Genomic DNA, 16,936 nt, shown 5'->3' with positions numbered 1-16,936 from the left:
GATCCGTCCCCACAGGAGGCAGACGTGGACGACGATCCGCTATACGTCATCGACCCGGCCGGCACCGACATCCACGGCGAGGCGGCCCGGCTGCGCGCCCGCGGGCCGGTCACCAGGGTGCTGCTGCCCGGCGACCTGGAAGCCTGGTCGGTGACCGGCTACCACGCCGCCCGGCAGGTCCTGGCCGACGAGAGGTTCTCCAAGGACGCCCGGCGGTACTGGCCGCCCTACATCGACGGCACCCTGGCCCCGGACTTCCCGCTGATCGCCTGGGCCCGCATGGACAACATGTCCACCGCCGACGGCGAACCGCACGCCCGCCAGCGCCGGCTCGTGCTCGGCGCCTTCAGCCCGCAGCGGATCGCCGCCCTGCGGCCGCGGGTCGAACGGGTCGTGGCCCGGGCCCTGGAGGAACTGGCCGAGCACGCCGCCAAACAGCCCGGCGAACCGGTCGACCTCAAGGCCCGCTACGCGCACCTGGTGTCGACCCGCGTCATCGGCGAACTGCTCGGTGTCCCCGAGGGCGACCCGGACGGCATCCTGGACCTCGCCGGATACGTCCAGCCGGACCCGCGCAAGGCCGCCGAGGAGTACGCCGCGCTGCGCGGCAAGATCGAGGCCCTGGTCCAGGCCAAGCGCCGGGCCCCGGGGGAGGACCTGATCAGCGACCTGATCGCGGCCCAGCCCGGCGGCTGCCCGGTGGCCGGCACCGGCGCCGGATCCGACACCGAACTGGTCGGCCTGGCCCAGCTGATGTTCAACACCGGCGCCGAACCGGCCCGGAACCTCATCACGAACACCGTGCTGGCCCTGCTCACCCGGCCCGGCCAGCGCGCCCTGGCGGCCGGCGGCGCCGTGGACTGGGACGACGTGGTGGAGGAGACGCTGCGCACCGACGCGCCGGTCGCGAACCTGCCGTTCCGCTTCGCCACCGAGGACGTCACCGTCGACGGCGTCACCATCGCCCGCGGCGACCCGGTGGTGATCGGCTTCGCCGCCGCCGGCCGCGACCCCGAAGTGCACGGCGACGCCGCGGCCGAGTTCGACGCCCGGCGCCCCGACAAACGGCACGTCGCGTTCGGCCACGGCGTGCACCGGTGCGTCGGCCCGGCGCTGACCCGCATGGAGGTGGGCCTCGCGGTGGAGGCGCTGTTCACCCGCTTCCCCGGGCTGCGGCTGGCCGTCGAGCCGGACGAGCTGGCCGGACAGGGCACGTTCATCATGAACGGCCGGCGCGCGCTGCCGGTTCATCTCGGACCGGACCACGAATCAGAACCCGGACAAGAACTCGGACCAGAACTCGGACCAGAACGAGGCATCTCGCCATGACCACTCAGCAACAGCCGGCCCCGGCCGAGCTGACCCGCCTCACCCACGTCACCCCCGCCGCCGCCCTCGACGACGTCGTGGGGATCCTGGAGCGCGACGGGGCGGTGATCGTCGAGGACTTCGTCGACGCCGGGACCCTCGCCGCGCTCCGCGCCGATCTCAGGCCCGGCCTGGAGACCGCCGGCTACAGCGAGAGCGGCTACGACGGCCAGAAGACCAAGCGGCTGTCCAGCCTGTTCCAGCGGTCGCCGGGTCCCATGAGCAGTGTCGTCCTGCAACCGCAGTTCCTCGGCGCGGCCCGGCGGCTGCTCCAGCAGCCCACGCACATGTGGATCGGCAAGGTCCGGATGGAGGTGACCCCGAGCATCCAGGTCAGCTTCACCCAGGCCATCCGCATCGATCCGGGCCAGGGCCGGCAGCCGCTGCACCGCGACGACGCGATGCACCTGTGGCGGCATCCGGGGCCGCCGTGCCGGCTCCAGCTGATGCTCGCGCTGACCGAATTCACGCGGGAGAACGGCGCGACCCTGGTCATCCCCGGCAGCCACCACTGGGACGACGAGCGGGCCCCGGCCTACGCCGAGACCGTTCCGGCGGTCATGCCGGCCGGTTCGGCGCTGCTCTGGCCGGGCGCGGTCTACCACGGCGGCGGCGCCAACACCACGGACACGCCGCGCTACAGCCTCTCCGTCGCGCTCGACCTGGGCAACCTGCGGCAGGAGGAGAACCAGTACCTCGCGGTCTCCCGGGAGACGGTGCAGACGCTGCCGGAGGAGGTGCAGCGGCTGCTCGGCTGGGAGCGCTGCCCTCCCGGCCTCGGCCAGGTCGAGACGCAGGACCCGATGTTGCTGCTGGAGCTGACGCAGCAGGAGCTCTCCAGTCGGCCGCGCGGTGCCAATCCACTGATGTAGCGGTTGGCGGTAGCGGTCGAAGGTAGCGGTCGAAGGCAGCTGTTGAGGGCAGCGGTCGAAGGCCGGAAGCAGCCGGTGTGTTCTGCGGAAGCAGACGCACCGGCTGCGGCGTTCCGGCTGCGGCTCCGGCTCCGCGTCCGGCTCCGGCTCCGGCTCCGGCTCCGGCTCCGGGTCCGGTTCCGGCTCCGGGTCCGGTTCCGGGTCCGGTTCCGGTTCCGGTTCCGGCTCCCGCTGTCCCGACCGGCGGCACGACCTGGCCGCGGCCGCCGGGACCAGTCCCCGGCGGCCGCGGCCACGTCGTGCGCGGGCTGTTATATGGCAGGGCTATTTGATGGCGAGCGGGTTCACCGGGGAGCCGACGCCGCCGGTGACCTTCAGCGGGGGAGCGCTGAGGAAGAACTCCCACACCCCGTCGGCCTCGCAGTCGGCGGCCAGCGCTTCCAGGTCCAGCATCTCGCCCAGCGTCATCCCCATGTCGCGGATCAGGACCATGTGGATCCCCATGAACACGCCGCCGGGCTCGAAGGGCAGCACCTCCAGCGCCCAGTTGTCGCAGCCGACGGCGGCCACGTCGCGCTCCCGCAGCCACGCGCAGCACGCCTGGCCCAGCCCGGGCTCCCCGGCCATGAACGCCGCCGGATCGCGCTCCTGGAGGAACTTGCGCCGCCAGCCGGTGCGGACCAGCAGGATGTCGCCCGGCCCGACGGCGACGCCGCCCTGACGGCGCCGGGCCGCGTCCAGATCGTCCGGGGTGATGGCGGTGCCGGCCGCCAGCCACTCCACCCCGTGCAGCGCGGCGATGTCGAGCAGCACCGCGCGGCCGGCGATCCCGGCGGCCTGCCCGTCGATCGAGCAGCGGCCGGCGCCGGCCACGGTGACCGCGCCGGCCGGGAACCCGTTGTAGAGCTGGTCGTCGTAGAACACGTGGGCCAGCGCGTCCCACTGCGAGCCGGCCTGGAGCGGCAGGAACAGGTAGTCGTCGGCGTAGCGGAACCCGCTGGGGAACGGCTGCTCGGCCCCGGTGGCCGACATCAGGTGCACGGGGTTGATCCGGAAGGCGCCGGTCTGCGGCCCGTTCCCGTCCAGCGGGATGCCGAGGTCGAAGATCTTGCCCTGCCGGATCAGCCGCCCGGCCGCGATCAGCCGCTCGGGGGTGATGAGGTTGGTCGTCCCGCGCTCGTCGTCGGCGCCCCAGCGGCCCCAGTTGCGCAGCTTCGCGCCCAGGGTCCGGAAGTCCTCGATCGGCTCGCCCCGGTCCGGCTCTGCCCGGTCCGGCGCGCCCCGCCCGGGTCCGGCCCCGTCCGCCGCCTCGGCCGCGCTCACTTGGCGATCCGGCGGCGGAACTCGCGCACGTCGGCGACGAACAGGTCGGGCTCCTCCAGCGCGGCGAAGTGCCCGCCGCGGTCGTACTCGTTCCACTGCACGATGGTCGGCAGGTCGCGCTCGGCGAAGCGGCGGATGGCCTTCACCGGGGCGTGCGGGAACACCGCCAGCCCGACCGGCAGGTCCAGGGCGGGCAGCCGGCCGGTGGCCCGGGTGATCGGCAGGAAGTCCAGCGTCTCGTAGTAGAACTGGGCCGAGGAGCCGGCGGTGCCGGTGAACCAGAAGCTGGACACGACGGTCAGCATGCGGTCGCGGCTGACGGCGTCCTCGGGGACCTTGGCCGAGTCGGTCCAGTCCTTGAACTTCTCCACGATCCAGGCGAGCTGTCCGACCGGCGAGTCGGCCAGGCTGTAGGCGATGGTGTGCGGGCGGGTGGCCTGGAGCTTCATCGAGCCGGCCAGCTCGTCCAGGAAGCGGGCCGCCCAGGCCAGCCGGGCGCGTTCCTCGTCGTCCAGGTCCGCCAGCTCGCCCGGGTCCCCGCTGGGCGTGGTGGTCAGGGTGTTGAGGTGCAGGCCGGCCACGTGCTCGGCGTCGACCCGGGCCAGGGTGAAGGAGATGCCGGCGCCGAAGTCCCCGCCCTGGGCGACGTAGCGCTGATAGCCGAGCCGGCGCATCAGCTCGGCCCAGGCCTTGGCCACCCGCAGGTTGTTCCAGCCGGTCTGCCCGTGCGGGCCGGAGAACCCGAACCCCGGCGGGGAGGGGATGACCAGGTGGAAGGCGTCGGCCGGGTCGCCGCCGTGCGCGCGGGGGTCGCTCAGCGGCCCCAGCACGTCCAGGAACTCCACCACCGAACCGGGCCAGCCGTGCGTGATGAGCAGCGGCGTCGCGTCCGGCTCGGGGGAGCGCACGTGCAGGAAGTGGATCGGGGCGCCGTCGATCTCGACCCGGAACTGGGGGATCGCGTTCAGCTCGGCCTCGGCCGCGCGCCAGTCGTAGCCGGTGCGCCAGTACTCGGCGAGCTCGCGCAGGTAGTTCGGCGGCACGCCGCGCTGCCAGGCGACCTCGGGCAGGCCTTCGGGCCAGCGCGTGTCGCGCAGGCGGCGGTGCAGGTCGTCCACAGCGGACTGGGGGACCGCTATCCGGAATGGCTTCATCGACGACTCCCGTTGCTCGTCCGTGGGATGCGCGGCCATGGCACCGGCGGGCTCCGGTTCACGGGTTCGGCGGGCCCGCCTGAAGCTGCGCACTAGCAATACTGCGAGCCCGCCGCGGATGCCTCACCTCTGCTATTGCTTACCTGCGAAGGGTTTTTGCTCACCGGCGGCGGGTAGCCGTTCCGGCATAAGCGCGTCAAGGCCGGAAATCAGTGTTCCGCGAGCATTCGGCGGCGATCTTTTGGGCTTTTCAGAAGATCATTGATTCGAGATTGCCAGAACGCCGCAATCTGGAAGATGCGAGGGCGGTGCGGCCGCCTCCAGACTCCACTTCCGAGACCCGTCATGGCTCTCACCCCGCCCCCCTTTGACGAGGCAGGTACTCATGACAGAGGCAACGGCAACCCGCCCGGCGAGGCTACCTTCCCTGACCGCGCTTCGATTCGTCGCCGCATTCCTGGTCTTTGCCTACCATGCGCACTATTTGGGAGCATTCCGCGACGCCACGGTGCAGAGCAAGTACAGCTTCATCACCAACAGCGCCGGGGCGCTCGGCGTGTCGTTCTTCTTCGTGCTCAGCGGATTCGTCCTGACCTGGGTCGCGAGTCCGACCGACACGATGGGGCAGTTCTGGCGCCGGCGGTTCTTCAAGATCTTCCCGAACCACGCCACGGTCTGGCTGGTGGTCGTCGCGCTGCTGGTCGTCTCGGGCACCAAGATCATGGCCGGCCCGGCCGTGGTCAACCTGTTCCTGGTCAACTCCTGGGTGCCGAACTTGAACAACCTGCTTTTCGCGGTCAACGGCGTCACCTGGTCGCTGTCCGCGGAGATCGTGTTCTATCTGCTGTTCCCGTTCCTGATCCTCGGGATCGTCAAGATCCGGGCCGAGCACCTCTGGTACTGGGCCGCCGGTGTCGCGGCGGTGTCCCTGTCGGTGCCGCTGCTGTCGAAGGCCTTCATGCCCGACAGCCCGGCCTTCCCCGGATACGACCAGTTCTCCTGGCCGCAGATGTGGTTCGTCTATCAGTTCCCGCTGGTGCGCTGCCTGGAGTTCGTCGTCGGGATCCTGTTCGCGCGCATCGTCCTGAGCGGGAAGTGGGTACCCCGGATCAGCCTGGCGCCGGCCTTGCTCCTGGTGTCGGCGCTGTTCGTGGTGTCCCTGTGGCTGCCCCAGTTCTGGGTCTTCGCCGCGCCCTACTCCTTCCCGCTCGGGCTGCTGGTCTCGGCCTTCGCCACCAGCGACATCGCCGGCCGGCAGACCGTGCTCACGCGCCGCCCGATGGTCTGGCTGGGCGAGATCTCCTACGCGTTCTTCCTGATCCATCTCAACGTGCTGAACCAGGCGCAGGCCGCGTTCAAGGGGGAGTGGATGGGATACGGCACCTACGACCCGACGTCGTGGAACACCCCGGAGGCGGTCCTGTTCCTGCTGGGCTGCCTGGGCGTCAGCATCTTCCTGGCCTGGCTGCTCTACCGGTTCGTCGAGGTGCCGGTGATGCGGCGCTGGTCCCGGCCCCGGACGCGGCGCCCGGTGCCGGCGGTCGAGCCCGGTGAGGTGAGCGCCTCGGCGTCGACGGCCTGAGGCCCGGCGCACTGACTGACGCTTCGCCCGGCATTCCGCCCGGTACCCGTTGTGTCTCGGGTACCGGGCGCCGCCGTCATCAGGACTCGGACACCTTCAGCGGCTCGGCCGCCGGATCCGGATCCGCCTCGGCGGGCGCCGCCGGCGCCTCGGCCTTCTGCCGCAGCGTCATCCAGGCGAGCACGAAGACGATCGCGATCGTCACGATGCCGATGGCGGCCACCGCGTTCAGCCCGTCGGTGAAGGCGTCGCGGGCCTTGACCAGCAGCGACTGCGAGACGGCGGCCGGGAGCTTGGCGGCGGCCGCGACCGCGTCGGCCAACGTCTCCTTCGCCCCGGCGACCGTCGACCCGGCCATCCCGGACTGGTACACCGCGGCGCCGACGCTGCCGAGCAGCGCCAGCCCGAGCGTGGAGCCGAAGACGTTGCTGGTCTCCGACATGGACGCCGCCGACCCCGCCTTCTCCGGGGGCGCCGACCCCACCACCAGGCTGGTGCCGAGCACGAACAGCGGCCCGATGCCCAGGGCCACCAGCGCCGCGCTCACCGACACCAGCGCCGCGCTGCTGGTGGCGTGCACGAAGCTGAGCATGATCAGCCCGGCGAAGCACAGCACGAGCCCGCCGAGGATCGCGGTGCTCGACTGGATCTTGCGGACGATGATCGGCGTCACCAGCACGCCGATGGCGATGCCGACGCCGGTCGGCGCCTGCCAGAGCCCGGCCTTGGCCGGCTCCAGCCCGAGCACGCTCTGGATGAACTGGCTGGTCATCAGCCCCAGCCCGGCCAGCGTCCCGGACCCGAGCATCATGGCCGCCAGCGAGCTGCTGAACCGCACGTTGCGGAACAGCCGCAGGTCCAGCAGCGGGTTCGGCAGCCGCAGCTGACGCCGGGTGAACAGGACCGCGAACCCGGCGCCGACGACGATGGCGAGCACCGGCCACACCGGCGAGCCGTTGCTCCCGATGGCCAGCTGCTTGATGCCGTAGATCACCGGCAGGATCGCCGCCAGCGAGAACACCACGCTGACCAGGTCGAGCTTCTTGGCATTGGCGTCCCGGTACTCCGGCAGCAGCAGCGGCCCGACGATCAGCAGCAGCAGCATGACCGGCGTGCCGAGCAGGAACACCGAGCCCCACCAGAAGTGCTGCAGCAGCACCCCGCCGATGACCGGCCCGAGCGCCGCCCCGCCGAACTGGCAGAACGCCCACAGCGAGATGGCGGTGCCCATCTGCTTGGGGTTGCGGAACATGTTGCTGATCAGCGCCAGCGTCGACGGCGACAGCGTCGCCCCGGCGATCCCGAGCAGCGCCCGGGCGATGATCAGCATCAACGGGCTGGTCGAGAACGCCGCCAGCAGCGAGGCGGCGAAGAATCCGCCCGCGCCGATCATCAGCAGCTTCCGCCGCCCGATCCGGTCGCCGAGCGTCCCCATGGTGATCAGGAACCCGGCGAGCATGAAGCCGTAGATGTCGGTGATCCAGAGCTGCTGGGTGCTGGTCGCGCCCAGATCGGCGCTCAGGTGGGGCAGTGCCAGGAACAGGCCACCGATGTCCAGCGCGACGAGCAGCGTGGGCAACGCCAGCACGGCCAGGCCCAGCCACTCCCGGCGCCCGGCCAGCGGGGCCGCGTCCTGAGTCGTGTCACTCATGGCAAATCCTTCCTCGCTAACCACAGTGGTCGGCACCCGCGGGTGGCGCCTCTATCTGGTGGTCGGAGCGGAGGGAGGGAATCCGACATCGCGGGGCCGGCGACTTTGGCGGGAGCGGCCCGGTGCGGACCCGGTGCCCGCGTCCCCGGCCGGGGACGCGAGCACCGGACCGCTTCGGCGGCGGGCCGCCGATCAGCCCCGGGGCTTGCCGAACGCCGCGATGGCATACCCGACCCGGTCCGCGCCGACCTCGAAGAACCCGGCGAGGCCGCCCTCCAGGCCCGCGTAGGCCTCGTCCCCGAACTGGGTCACCACGCGCTCGCGCACGCCCCGCGCGGCCTCGACGTACTTCGCGCCCATGCCGAACACCCGTGGTCCGCACTGGGTGTACTCCTCGACCACGAACCCGGCCATGGCGAAGGCCTCTATCCATCCCGCCAGCGTGAGCAGGTTGGCCATGCCCATGCTGGTGAAGAACTCCTCGACCGCGCGCGCCTCGGACTCCTCCGACTCCAGGGTGTACTCGACCAGCCCGACCCGGCCGCCCGGCCGCAGTACGCGGTGGAACTCGCGCAGGGCCCGGCCCAGATCGGGCGCGTGGACGAGCGACTCCATCGCGAGCACCGCGTCGAACGAGTCGTCCGGGAATGGCAGCGCCATATAGTCGGCGCGCTGGAAGCGGACCCGCTCCTGCATCCGGGCCGCCTCGGCCCGGGCCGTCGCCGCGTCCACCTCGGTCTGGCTGACCGTGATGCCGACGACGGACGCGCCGGTGTTCTCGGCGACGTCGAGGGCGGGAAGCCCCAATCCGCAGCCGGCGTCCAGGACGCGGTCCCCGACCGCGAGATTGAGCGCATCGGCCACTTTCCGGGTAATGCGCCGCGACGCCTCGCGGAGGGGAGTGGTGTCCTCCTCGCCGTACCAGTAGGACAGATGCACCTGCCCCTCGTTCATGACATTGGTGAGGGGGGCCGATTCGTCGTACCGCCGGCCTATTTCATCGGGCCCGGCTGCTTCTTTCGCCACGATTGTTCACTTCCGTTCGAGATTGCTGGCCTTCTCAGTCGCCACCACGGTCACCGGCACCCCATTGAAAACCGCATTGCCCGAAACGGGATCCATTACCGCTTCATCAGTCAGAGCATTGGCATTGACCCCCGCATGCTCGCGTGCCACTTTTTGTCGGCTCTCCTCGTGCCCCCACCCATGGGGCAGGCTCACGACCCCCGGCATGATCGCGGTGCTGAGCTCCACCATCACTTCGAGCTCTCCCACCGCCGAACGCACCAGCGCCCGCTTCCCCAGTCCGAGCCGCGCCGCGTCCTGCGGATGGACGTGGAGCGTGCACCGGTTGCTGCCGCCCACCAGTGACGGCACGTTGTGCATCCAGCTGTTGTTCGACCTCAGATGGCGCCGCCCGATGAGCACCATCGTGTCGCGCTCGCTCGCCCACTCCCGCATTCGCCGCAGGAGCCGCGGCACGTCCGCCGCCAACGTCGCCGGCGCCAGCTCGACCTTCCCCGACGCCGTGCACAGAATCTCCCCCAATCGTGGCCGCAACGGCCCCAGGTCCATCCCGTGCGGGGCCTCGCGCATGGCCTCCAGCGACAGGCCGTACGACCCCAGCTTCAGCAGCGCGTCCAGGATGAGCTCGGTCCCGTCCTGCCCCTCCAGCCCTTCCCGCAGCTCCGGCACCGCCGCCAGCAACTGCCCCAGCAGCATCTCCTCGGCCCCCGCCGGATCGGCGTCGGCCGCCTGCCCGGCCAGGATCAGCAACAGTTTTGCCAGGATCGCCGCCTCGGAACGCTGGTCGTCACGCAGCGGCAGCACCGGCGGGGAGAACCTGGCGTAGTTGCGGACCATGATGATCTGCACCAGGAAGTCGAAGTGCGGGCTCTGGAGCATCCGCGGCGGCGGCAGGATCACGGTGGCGTACCGCGTGGTCTCGTTCAGATACGGATCGACGCAGACCATGAAGTCCAGACCCGACAATGCCCGAGCCAGTCGTGGTGCCCCGGGAGCCGACAGCGCCGGGTTGCCGCCGACCGTGATCAGGGCTCGTATTCGCCCTTCGCCTGGAGTCTCGATCTCGTCGGCCATGGTGGCGACCGGGAACTCCCCGAGCACCTCCGGCAGGCCGCGTACTCGGCTGTGCCAGGCCCCGGTGGCGAACGGCTGCCCGCTGCGGAAGATCTCCAGCCCTGCCGTCTTGGCGAACATGACGCCGCCGACGCTGTCCATGTTGCCTGTCAGAACATTGATGACGTCGACCAGCCATTGCGCCAGCGAGCCGAACTCCGCCGTGCAGGTCCCGATCCGGGCGTAGACCGCCGCCGTCGGCGCCGCCGCGATCTCCCGTGCCAACCGCACGATCGTCGCCGCCGGCACGCTGCACGCCTGTTCCACGGCCTCCGGCGCGAAACCGTTCGCCAGGGTCCTGAGTTCTGTCAGGCCATTGACGTTCAGGTCGACCTTGACCAGGTCCTCGGCCAGCAGTGTGTGCACGATTCCGAACAGCAGACAGGCATCCGTCCCCGGCCGGACGAACACATGCTCATCGGCCAACTCCGCCGTCCGGGTCCGCCGCGGATCGACCACCACGACCCTCCCGCCGCGCGCCTGGATCGCCTGCAACCGCCCCTTGAAATCCGGCGCCACACACAGCGATCCGTTCGACTCCACCGGATTGGCCCCGAGAATCAGCATGTAGTCGGTCCGGTCGAGGTCCGGAACGGCCACCGCCATCGGATCCCCGAGCATCAGCCCGCTCGCCACGTGCTTCGGCATCTGGTCGATGGTGCTGGCCGAGTAGACGTTGCGGCTCCCGAGAACCTGCGTCAGCGGCTGCCGGTAAAGGAATCCGGCCATGGTGTGGAACGTCGGATTGCCGAAGTACAGCGCCACGGCGTCCCGTCCGTGCTCCGCCATGATCCCGGTGAGGCCGCGGTGCACCTCGGCGAAGGCCTCCTCCCAGCTCGCGGGCCGCAGCTCCCCGTCGACCCGGACCATCGGCCGCGTCAACCGGTCCGGATCCTCGTCCAGCTGCCCGAGCGCCGCGCCCTTCGGGCACAGGAAGCCCTTGCTGAACGGGTCCTCCTTGTCCCCCTCGACGCGCAGCACCGATCCGGCGTCGTCCAGGGTCAGCCGCAGGCCGCAGGCGGTCTCGCAGAGCGGGCAGGTCCGGAGTGCAGTCTTCATGCTCGCTCCCGAGGTCAGGAAGTCACGAGTTCGCGGTTCACGGGTTCGTGGGTTCACGGGTTCATGGGTCCAGCCGGGACGCTAGCAACGCCCCGTCCGGCCCCCCACTCGCCATGTGCGGACCCTGAGAACCGATCCGGCATCCCCGAAGATGCCGCCCGCTTCCCGCCCCGCGATCGTGAAGGCAGACCTGTCGAAGAGAGGATTCGCCATGGCCCCGCACGCCGACCCGGCCACCGCCGCCGGACCGCTGACCGCCTTCCGTGAAGCCGACTCCGAAGCGCTGGCCGGGGCGTTCGACCGCCTGGTCGCGGCCTTCTGGAGCGACGGCGCGCTGACCGATCCGGGGCGGGCCCGCGAAGCCGTCCCCGAGCTGCTGTCCGTCTGGGACGGCGCCGATCCGGAGCGCCGCGGCTACCTGGCGATCCTGCTCGGCCTGCTGGCCGAGTCCGAGTACCCGGTGCTCGGCGGACCGGTCGCCACGGCGGTGCGCCAGGGCCTGGACGCGTTCCTGGACGAGGTGCGGCGGACCACCGAGATCGAGCCGCTGACCCTGGCGCTGATCTACCTGCTGGCCCACTTCCCGGACGAGCGCGCCCGGATCTGGTCCGCGTTCGGCCGCCTGCCCCTGGACCCCGACGACCGGACCCGGCTGGACCGCGGCCTGACCCGGCTCGACCATCTCGACCCGGATCTGGGCCGGTCCTGGCCCTCGCCCTTCGACTGGGACATCGACGAGCAGGAGCGCGAGTTCGACCGGGCCTGGATCAGGACCCTGACGCCGGAGCAGATCACCGCGACCTGGGACGGCGACACCCGCTCGGTGTGGGCCTACGCCGGGGCCAAGGCGCTGTGGGCGGTCGCCAACGGTATGCCCACCGCGGTCGTCGACGACAGTCCGTACTGGGCGGCCCCGCACGAGCCGGCGGGCGCCGTCGACGGCACCGTCTTCGCCGACCACGAAGCCACCCTGCGCTGCACGTCCTGCGGCAGCACACTGACGTTCGAGAAGCGGGGCGCACGTTGCGCGGCCTGCTCGACGTTCTACCCGGTCGCCGCCGGCGGCATCCTCGACCTGTCCCGCCGCGAACGCTCCGGCGCCGGCGTCAGCGACGCCGCCGAGGATGTCGAGGCCGACGTCCTCCAGAACGCCGCCGTGGTGAGCACCGTCGGCCACCACTACGAAATCGGCCTGCGCCCGGCCTTCCTGCGCATCATGGGCCGCAACTGGGACGGCAGCATCACCCCGGCCATCGAGGACTCCTACATCGCCGACCGCCTGCGCGCTGCCGCCGCAGCCCGCTCCGACGGCCCGATCCTGGACCTCGCGGCCGGCGCCGGCCGCTGGACCTGGGTGGTCGCCGACACCGTCGGCACCGGGCGGGTCATCGCCCTGGACCTCAACGACGCCATGCTCCACTGGCTGCGCGGCCGCCTGCCGCGGGTGGCCGCGGTCCGGGCCAGCGCGCTGGAGCTGCCGGTCGCCGACGGCAGCCTGACCGCCGTCAACTGCTGGAACGCGCTGCAGGCGATGCCGGACCCGGCGCTGGCCCTCGCCGAGATCGGCCGCTGCCTGCGGCCCGGTGGCGTCCTGACCCTGATGACCTTCCGCTGGGCCGACGATCCGGTCTACCGGTACTTCCAACGCTCGCACATCTTCCCGGCCAGCCCCGAGGGCTACGTGCTGTTCGAGCCGCGGGCGATCCGGGACTGGCTGGCGGCCGCCGGGCTGCGCGTCGTCGAGGAGTCCGGGCCGGGCACCTTCGTGTTCCTCACCGCGAAGCGGGACGGCTGACCGTGGGCGGCGACCAGCGGACCGTCGTCGAGATCCTGCTCGCCGACCACCCCTTCGAGGGGTTCCTGGACCCGATCCGGCGGCGGGCCGCCGAGTTCGGCGCGGCGCATCCCGGCTACGAGGTCCGGATCTCCACGTACCGGTACTGGACCGGGCGCGACGAGTTCATCAGGATCCTGGACCAGGGCCGCGTCCCGGCGCTCGTCGACGTCTTCTTCACCGAGACCCAGCGCGCCCGCGACGCGGTGGCCGCGGCCGGCGGGCCGCTGTTCACTCCGGTGGAGCGGGCGGTCGCGGGACGTCAGGAGATCCTTGGTGAGCCGGTGGTTCTCGACGACTTCGTCGAGACGGCGCGCCGTTACTACAGCTATGACGGTGAATTGGTGTCGCTGCCGTTCAGCGTGTCCACGGGCTTGCTGTACGCGAATATGACGATGCTGCGGGAAGCCGGGATCACGGAGGTGCCGCAGGACTGGGAGGGGCTGGAGGCCGCGTGCCGGGTGGTTCTGTCGGGGAGTGCCTCGCAGGGGGCCTCGCACGGCGTCGCGTGGGCGATCGACGGCTGGTTCTTCCAGCACTACGCGGCCCAACAGGGTGGTCTGCTGGTCGACCACGCCAACGGCCGGGCCGGCCGGGCCCAGACGGTGGATCTGGCCTCTGAGGAGCTTCTGGCATGGATCACGTGGTGGCAGCGGCTGCATAAGGAGGGCCAGTATCTGCATACCGGCGTGGCGCAGGACTGGGCCGGGACGTTCGACGCCTTCATCGAGGGGCGGGTGCCCTTCCTCCTCAACTCCTCGGTGATGGCCGAGCGGCTGGTGGCGGCCGGGACGGAGGCCGGGATCGAGGTCGTTACGGACCGTCTGCCGCGCAACGGCGCCGTGCCGTATTCCGGTGACGTCCTGGGCGGCGACTCCCTGTGGCTGGCCGCCGGGCTGTCGCCGGAGGTGGAGGACGGGGCCCTGGCGTTCCTGCAATATCTGCTGAATCCGGAGAACGCCGCCGTGTGGCACAAGTCGAGCCGCTTCATTCCGGTGACGCACGGCTCGCACCGGCTGCTGGAGGCAGAGGGCTGGTTCGCCGAGAAGCCGCACCACCTGACGGCGCCGCGGCAGCTCGCCGCCTCGGACGGGTCGGCGGCGGCGACCGGAGCGCTGGTGGGGGAGCTGGCCGGGATGCACGCCGACCTGGTCCAGGCCATGACGGACGTGCTGGAGCAGGGCGCCGATCCGGCGCGGCGGTTCGCGCAGGCGACGGTCGCGGCGCAGCGGCGGCTGGATGACTACAACACGGAGACTGCGAAGCGGTGGGCGGCGCGGTAGGGGGTGGCTGCGCTGCTATGCGCTGAACGGTGACCTGTCCGGCCGTGCGCTGGACGGTGATATGTTCGGCCGTGCGCCGGACAGGTCACCGTTCGGCTGTGCGCCGGGCGACTCGTTCCCGCACCCAGCCCTCGAAGAGGGCGTTCCGCGGCTGAACCGGATCGGCGAGCAGTTCCTCGACCCGTTCCGGATCGAGCGTGTCCAGCATCAGCACGAGTTCGCGCGCCGCGTCGGATGCCAGGGCCAGCTGAGTCGCGAAGGTCGGCGTCCTGAGCTCGGCCAGCGCGAACTCCAGGTCCAGAAGCTGGCGCATGCGGGGGAACGCTTCTTCCTGCACGCGTTGCGCGAGGGCCGCGCCGAGGGAATCGAGGTCGCCGAGGTCGTTGAGGCTCCACCGTCGGCGGAAGGTGTAAGGGGGTTTCTCGGCGGGGCGGTAGGACCATTCGTCCGGCGGCATGAGCCAGGAGTACAGGAAGATGCTTTCCCGGCCCGGTATGGTGGGCGCTCCACCGCCTTCGTAGAGCTGGCACGTGAAGTCCCAGTAGGTCAGCGGCAGCAGCGCGAAGCCGACCTCGAAGCAGAGCTCCGTCTGGTAGAGGTTGAACGTGTCGAAATAGAGCAGCGTGTGCCCGTGCTCGCCCTCCAGCCGGAAGTAGCGTCCCTTGCGCGGGACGCCCTCCTGTTTCGCCATCGGAGCGACGTGCTTCCTGATGATGACGTCGAGTGGTGCGGGCACGGTTCGGCTCCGTTCTCCGGCGAGTCCGTCGCCGACACCACGGGATGTCAGCGACAGGCATCGTACTGGTTGCCGCTACGATGACCGCGTGAGTCCGGAAGCGCGCTTGGAGGATCTTCTGCGCCAAGCAGCGCCGCGGGTGCTGGCGACGCTGACCAGGCGGCACGGCCAGTTCGACGCCTGTGAGGACGCCGTCCAGGAAGCGCTGATCAGCGCCGCCACGCAGTGGCCGGCCGACGGCGTCCCGGACAACCCCTACGGCTGGCTGCTCACCGTCGCCACGCGCCGCCTCACCGACGGCTGGCGCAGCGACCAGGCGCGCCGGCACCGCGAGGCCACGGTCGCCGCGCTCACCCCGGTCGACGAGCACCTGGCCCCGCCCGCGGACGAGGTCCCGGGCAGCGACGACGACACCCTGACCCTGCTGTTCCTGTGCTGCCACCCGGCGCTGAGCCCGCCGTCGCAGATGGCGCTGACGCTGCGCGCCGTCGGCGGCCTGACCACCGGCGAGATCGCCCGGGCGTTCCTCGTCAGCGAGACGGCCATGGCCCGCCGCATCACCCGCGCCAAGCAGACGGTCAAGGCGGCCGGCCTGACCTTCCGCCCCCCGCCGGAGGAGGAACGCGCCGAGCGCCTCAGCGCGGTCCTGCACGTGCTGTACCTGATCTTCAACGAGGGCTACACCGCGACCTCCGGCCCGGACCTCCTCCGCGCCGACCTGACCACCGAGGCCATCCGCCTGACCCGCCAGGCCTGCCGCCTCCTCGGCACCGACGGCGAGGCCGAGGGCCTGCTGGCCCTGATGCTCCTCACCGACGCCCGCCGCCCGGCCCGAACCCTCCCCGACGGCACCCTGGTCCCCATGGCCGACCAGGACCGCACGCAGTGGAACCAGGACTACGTCCAAGAGGGCCTCGCCCTGGTCACCGAAGCCCTGGGCCGCTCCCAAGTAGGCCCCTACCAGGTCCAGGCCGCCATCGCCGCCCTCCACGCCGAAGCCACCAGCGGCGACGACACCGACTGGCCCCAGGTACTCGCCCTCTACGGCGTCCTGGAACGCCTCGCCCCCAACCCGATGGTGACCCTGAACCGAGCCGTCGCCCTGGCGATGGCCAAAGGCCCCCACGAAGGCCTCCGCCTCCTGGAATCCCTCAACGACGACAGCCGCATGACCGAACACCACCGCCTCGACGCAGTCCGCGCGCACTTGCTGGAGATGGCCGGCGACATGGAGGCGGCGACCGCCTGCTACCGCCTGGCCGCCGAACGGACCGACAGCGTCCCCGAGCGCCGCTATTTGCTGGCGCAGGCGGCACGGCTCGGCGGCGAGGGGCACGCGGAGGAAGACGAGAGCCGCTGAAGCGCCGGCGGCGGCGCGCAGTTTCGCACGTACCGCCGCCGAGCACCTGCATTCGCATTCGCATTCGCAGATCGAGTTGAGCTGAGTTGAGCTGAGTTGAAATCAGCCGACCCGAGCCGAGCCAGCCGATTCCGAGCCGCCGACCTCGACTTGAGCCAGCCCGATCCGAGCCGACTCGAACTTGGCCGATCGGGCGCGAACCAAGCCAACCCAAGGGCCAAGGCGAGCCGACCCGAGACGGAGCCGGAGCCAGACCCCGAGCCCGAGCCCGAGCCGGAGCCCGAGCCAGGGCCCGAGCCAGAGCCAGAGCTAGAGCCCAGAGCCAGAGCCAGAGCCCCGAGCCCCGAGCCCCGAGCTCCGAGCCCCGAGCCCCGAGCTAGAGCCGGAGCCCGAGCCAGGGCCCGAGCCAGAGCCAGAGCCAGAGCCAGAGCCAGAGCCCCGAGCCCCGAGCCCCGAGCCCCGAGCCCCGAGCTCCGAGCCCCGAGCCCCGAGCTAGAGCCGGAGCCCGAGCCAGGGCCCGAGCCAGAGCCAGAGCCAGAGCCAGAGCCAGAGCCCCGAGCCCCGAGCCCCGAGCC

12 protein-coding genes are annotated in these 16,936 nt (G+C 71.2%); 6 read left to right on the top strand and 6 right to left on the bottom strand.

From position 1 onward, the window contains the following. Positions 1–24 precede the first annotated feature (24 nt). Both ABD481_RS35065 and ABD481_RS35060 read left to right on the top strand, forming a co-directional pair. Positions 25–1,329: a cytochrome P450 family protein gene (locus ABD481_RS35065; protein WP_344670146.1), complete on the top strand. Its 1,305-nt coding sequence runs from the start codon at positions 25–27 to the stop codon at positions 1,327–1,329. Continuing rightward, positions 1,326–2,240, top strand: coding sequence for a phytanoyl-CoA dioxygenase family protein (locus tag ABD481_RS35060; RefSeq protein WP_344670145.1), 915 nt, complete (start codon positions 1,326–1,328; stop codon positions 2,238–2,240). Before ABD481_RS35065 ends, ABD481_RS35060 begins: the two co-directional genes overlap by 4 nt. Positions 2,241–2,564: 324 nt before the next feature. Here the strand turns inward: ABD481_RS35060 and ABD481_RS35055 are convergent, their stop codons facing one another. Both ABD481_RS35055 and ABD481_RS35050 read right to left on the bottom strand, forming a co-directional pair. Beyond that, positions 2,565–3,482 carry a cyclase family protein gene (locus ABD481_RS35055; protein WP_344670166.1) on the bottom strand — a complete coding sequence of 306 codons (918 nt, stop codon included), beginning with the start codon at positions 3,480–3,482 and terminating at the stop codon, positions 2,565–2,567. A gap of 77 nt (positions 3,483–3,559) precedes the next feature. Next, positions 3,560–4,717 carry an epoxide hydrolase family protein gene (locus ABD481_RS35050; protein ID WP_344670144.1) on the bottom strand — a complete coding sequence of 386 codons (1,158 nt, stop codon included), beginning with the start codon at positions 4,715–4,717 and terminating at the stop codon, positions 3,560–3,562. A 484-nt stretch (positions 4,718–5,201) separates the two neighbouring features. Between ABD481_RS35050 and ABD481_RS35045 the strand changes: the two genes are divergently transcribed. After that, a complete protein-coding gene (locus ABD481_RS35045) occupies positions 5,202–6,299 on the top strand; it encodes an acyltransferase family protein (RefSeq protein WP_425559366.1) in 1,098 nt (365 codons plus the stop codon). Between the two features lie 79 nt (positions 6,300–6,378). On the opposite strand, the gene ABD481_RS35040 is transcribed toward ABD481_RS35045, so the two are convergent. The 3 genes from ABD481_RS35040 to ABD481_RS35030 all read right to left on the bottom strand — a co-directional run bounded on the left by ABD481_RS35040 (position 6,379) and on the right by ABD481_RS35030 (position 11,148). Continuing rightward, on the bottom strand, positions 6,379–7,950 hold the full coding sequence (locus ABD481_RS35040; protein WP_344670142.1) for an MFS transporter: 1,572 nt from the start codon (positions 7,948–7,950) through the stop codon (positions 6,379–6,381). A 192-nt stretch (positions 7,951–8,142) separates the two neighbouring features. Continuing rightward, complete coding sequence (locus ABD481_RS35035; protein ID WP_344670141.1) at positions 8,143–8,976, bottom strand: SAM-dependent methyltransferase; 834 nt, start codon at positions 8,974–8,976, stop codon at positions 8,143–8,145. Between the two features lie 6 nt (positions 8,977–8,982). After that, positions 8,983–11,148: a molybdopterin oxidoreductase family protein gene (locus ABD481_RS35030; protein WP_344670140.1), complete on the bottom strand. Its 2,166-nt coding sequence runs from the start codon at positions 11,146–11,148 to the stop codon at positions 8,983–8,985. 211 nt (positions 11,149–11,359) lie between these two features. Between ABD481_RS35030 and ABD481_RS35025 the strand changes: the two genes are divergently transcribed. Next, positions 11,360–12,943: a class I SAM-dependent methyltransferase gene (locus tag ABD481_RS35025; RefSeq protein ID WP_344670139.1), complete on the top strand. Its 1,584-nt coding sequence runs from the start codon at positions 11,360–11,362 to the stop codon at positions 12,941–12,943. A 2-nt stretch (positions 12,944–12,945) separates the two neighbouring features. After that, positions 12,946–14,265: an extracellular solute-binding protein gene (locus ABD481_RS35020; protein WP_344670138.1), complete on the top strand. Its 1,320-nt coding sequence runs from the start codon at positions 12,946–12,948 to the stop codon at positions 14,263–14,265. 85 nt (positions 14,266–14,350) lie between these two features. On the opposite strand, the gene ABD481_RS35015 is transcribed toward ABD481_RS35020, so the two are convergent. Further along, complete coding sequence (locus ABD481_RS35015; RefSeq protein ID WP_344670137.1) at positions 14,351–15,001, bottom strand: hypothetical protein; 651 nt, start codon at positions 14,999–15,001, stop codon at positions 14,351–14,353. An 88-nt stretch (positions 15,002–15,089) separates the two neighbouring features. Here ABD481_RS35015 and ABD481_RS35010 point away from each other — a divergent pair, with 88 nt between their 5' ends. After that, the gene (locus tag ABD481_RS35010; protein ID WP_344670136.1) at positions 15,090–16,361 is read left to right on the top strand and encodes an RNA polymerase sigma factor; all 1,272 of its coding nucleotides are present in this window, start codon (positions 15,090–15,092) and stop codon (positions 16,359–16,361) included. Positions 16,362–16,936 lie beyond the last annotated feature (575 nt).

It is taken from the genome of Catenulispora yoronensis (assembly GCF_039531695.1).
Classification (GTDB): domain Bacteria; phylum Actinomycetota; class Actinomycetes; order Streptomycetales; family Catenulisporaceae; genus Catenulispora; species Catenulispora yoronensis.
This window is presented reverse-complemented; position numbering and strand designations above follow the sequence as displayed.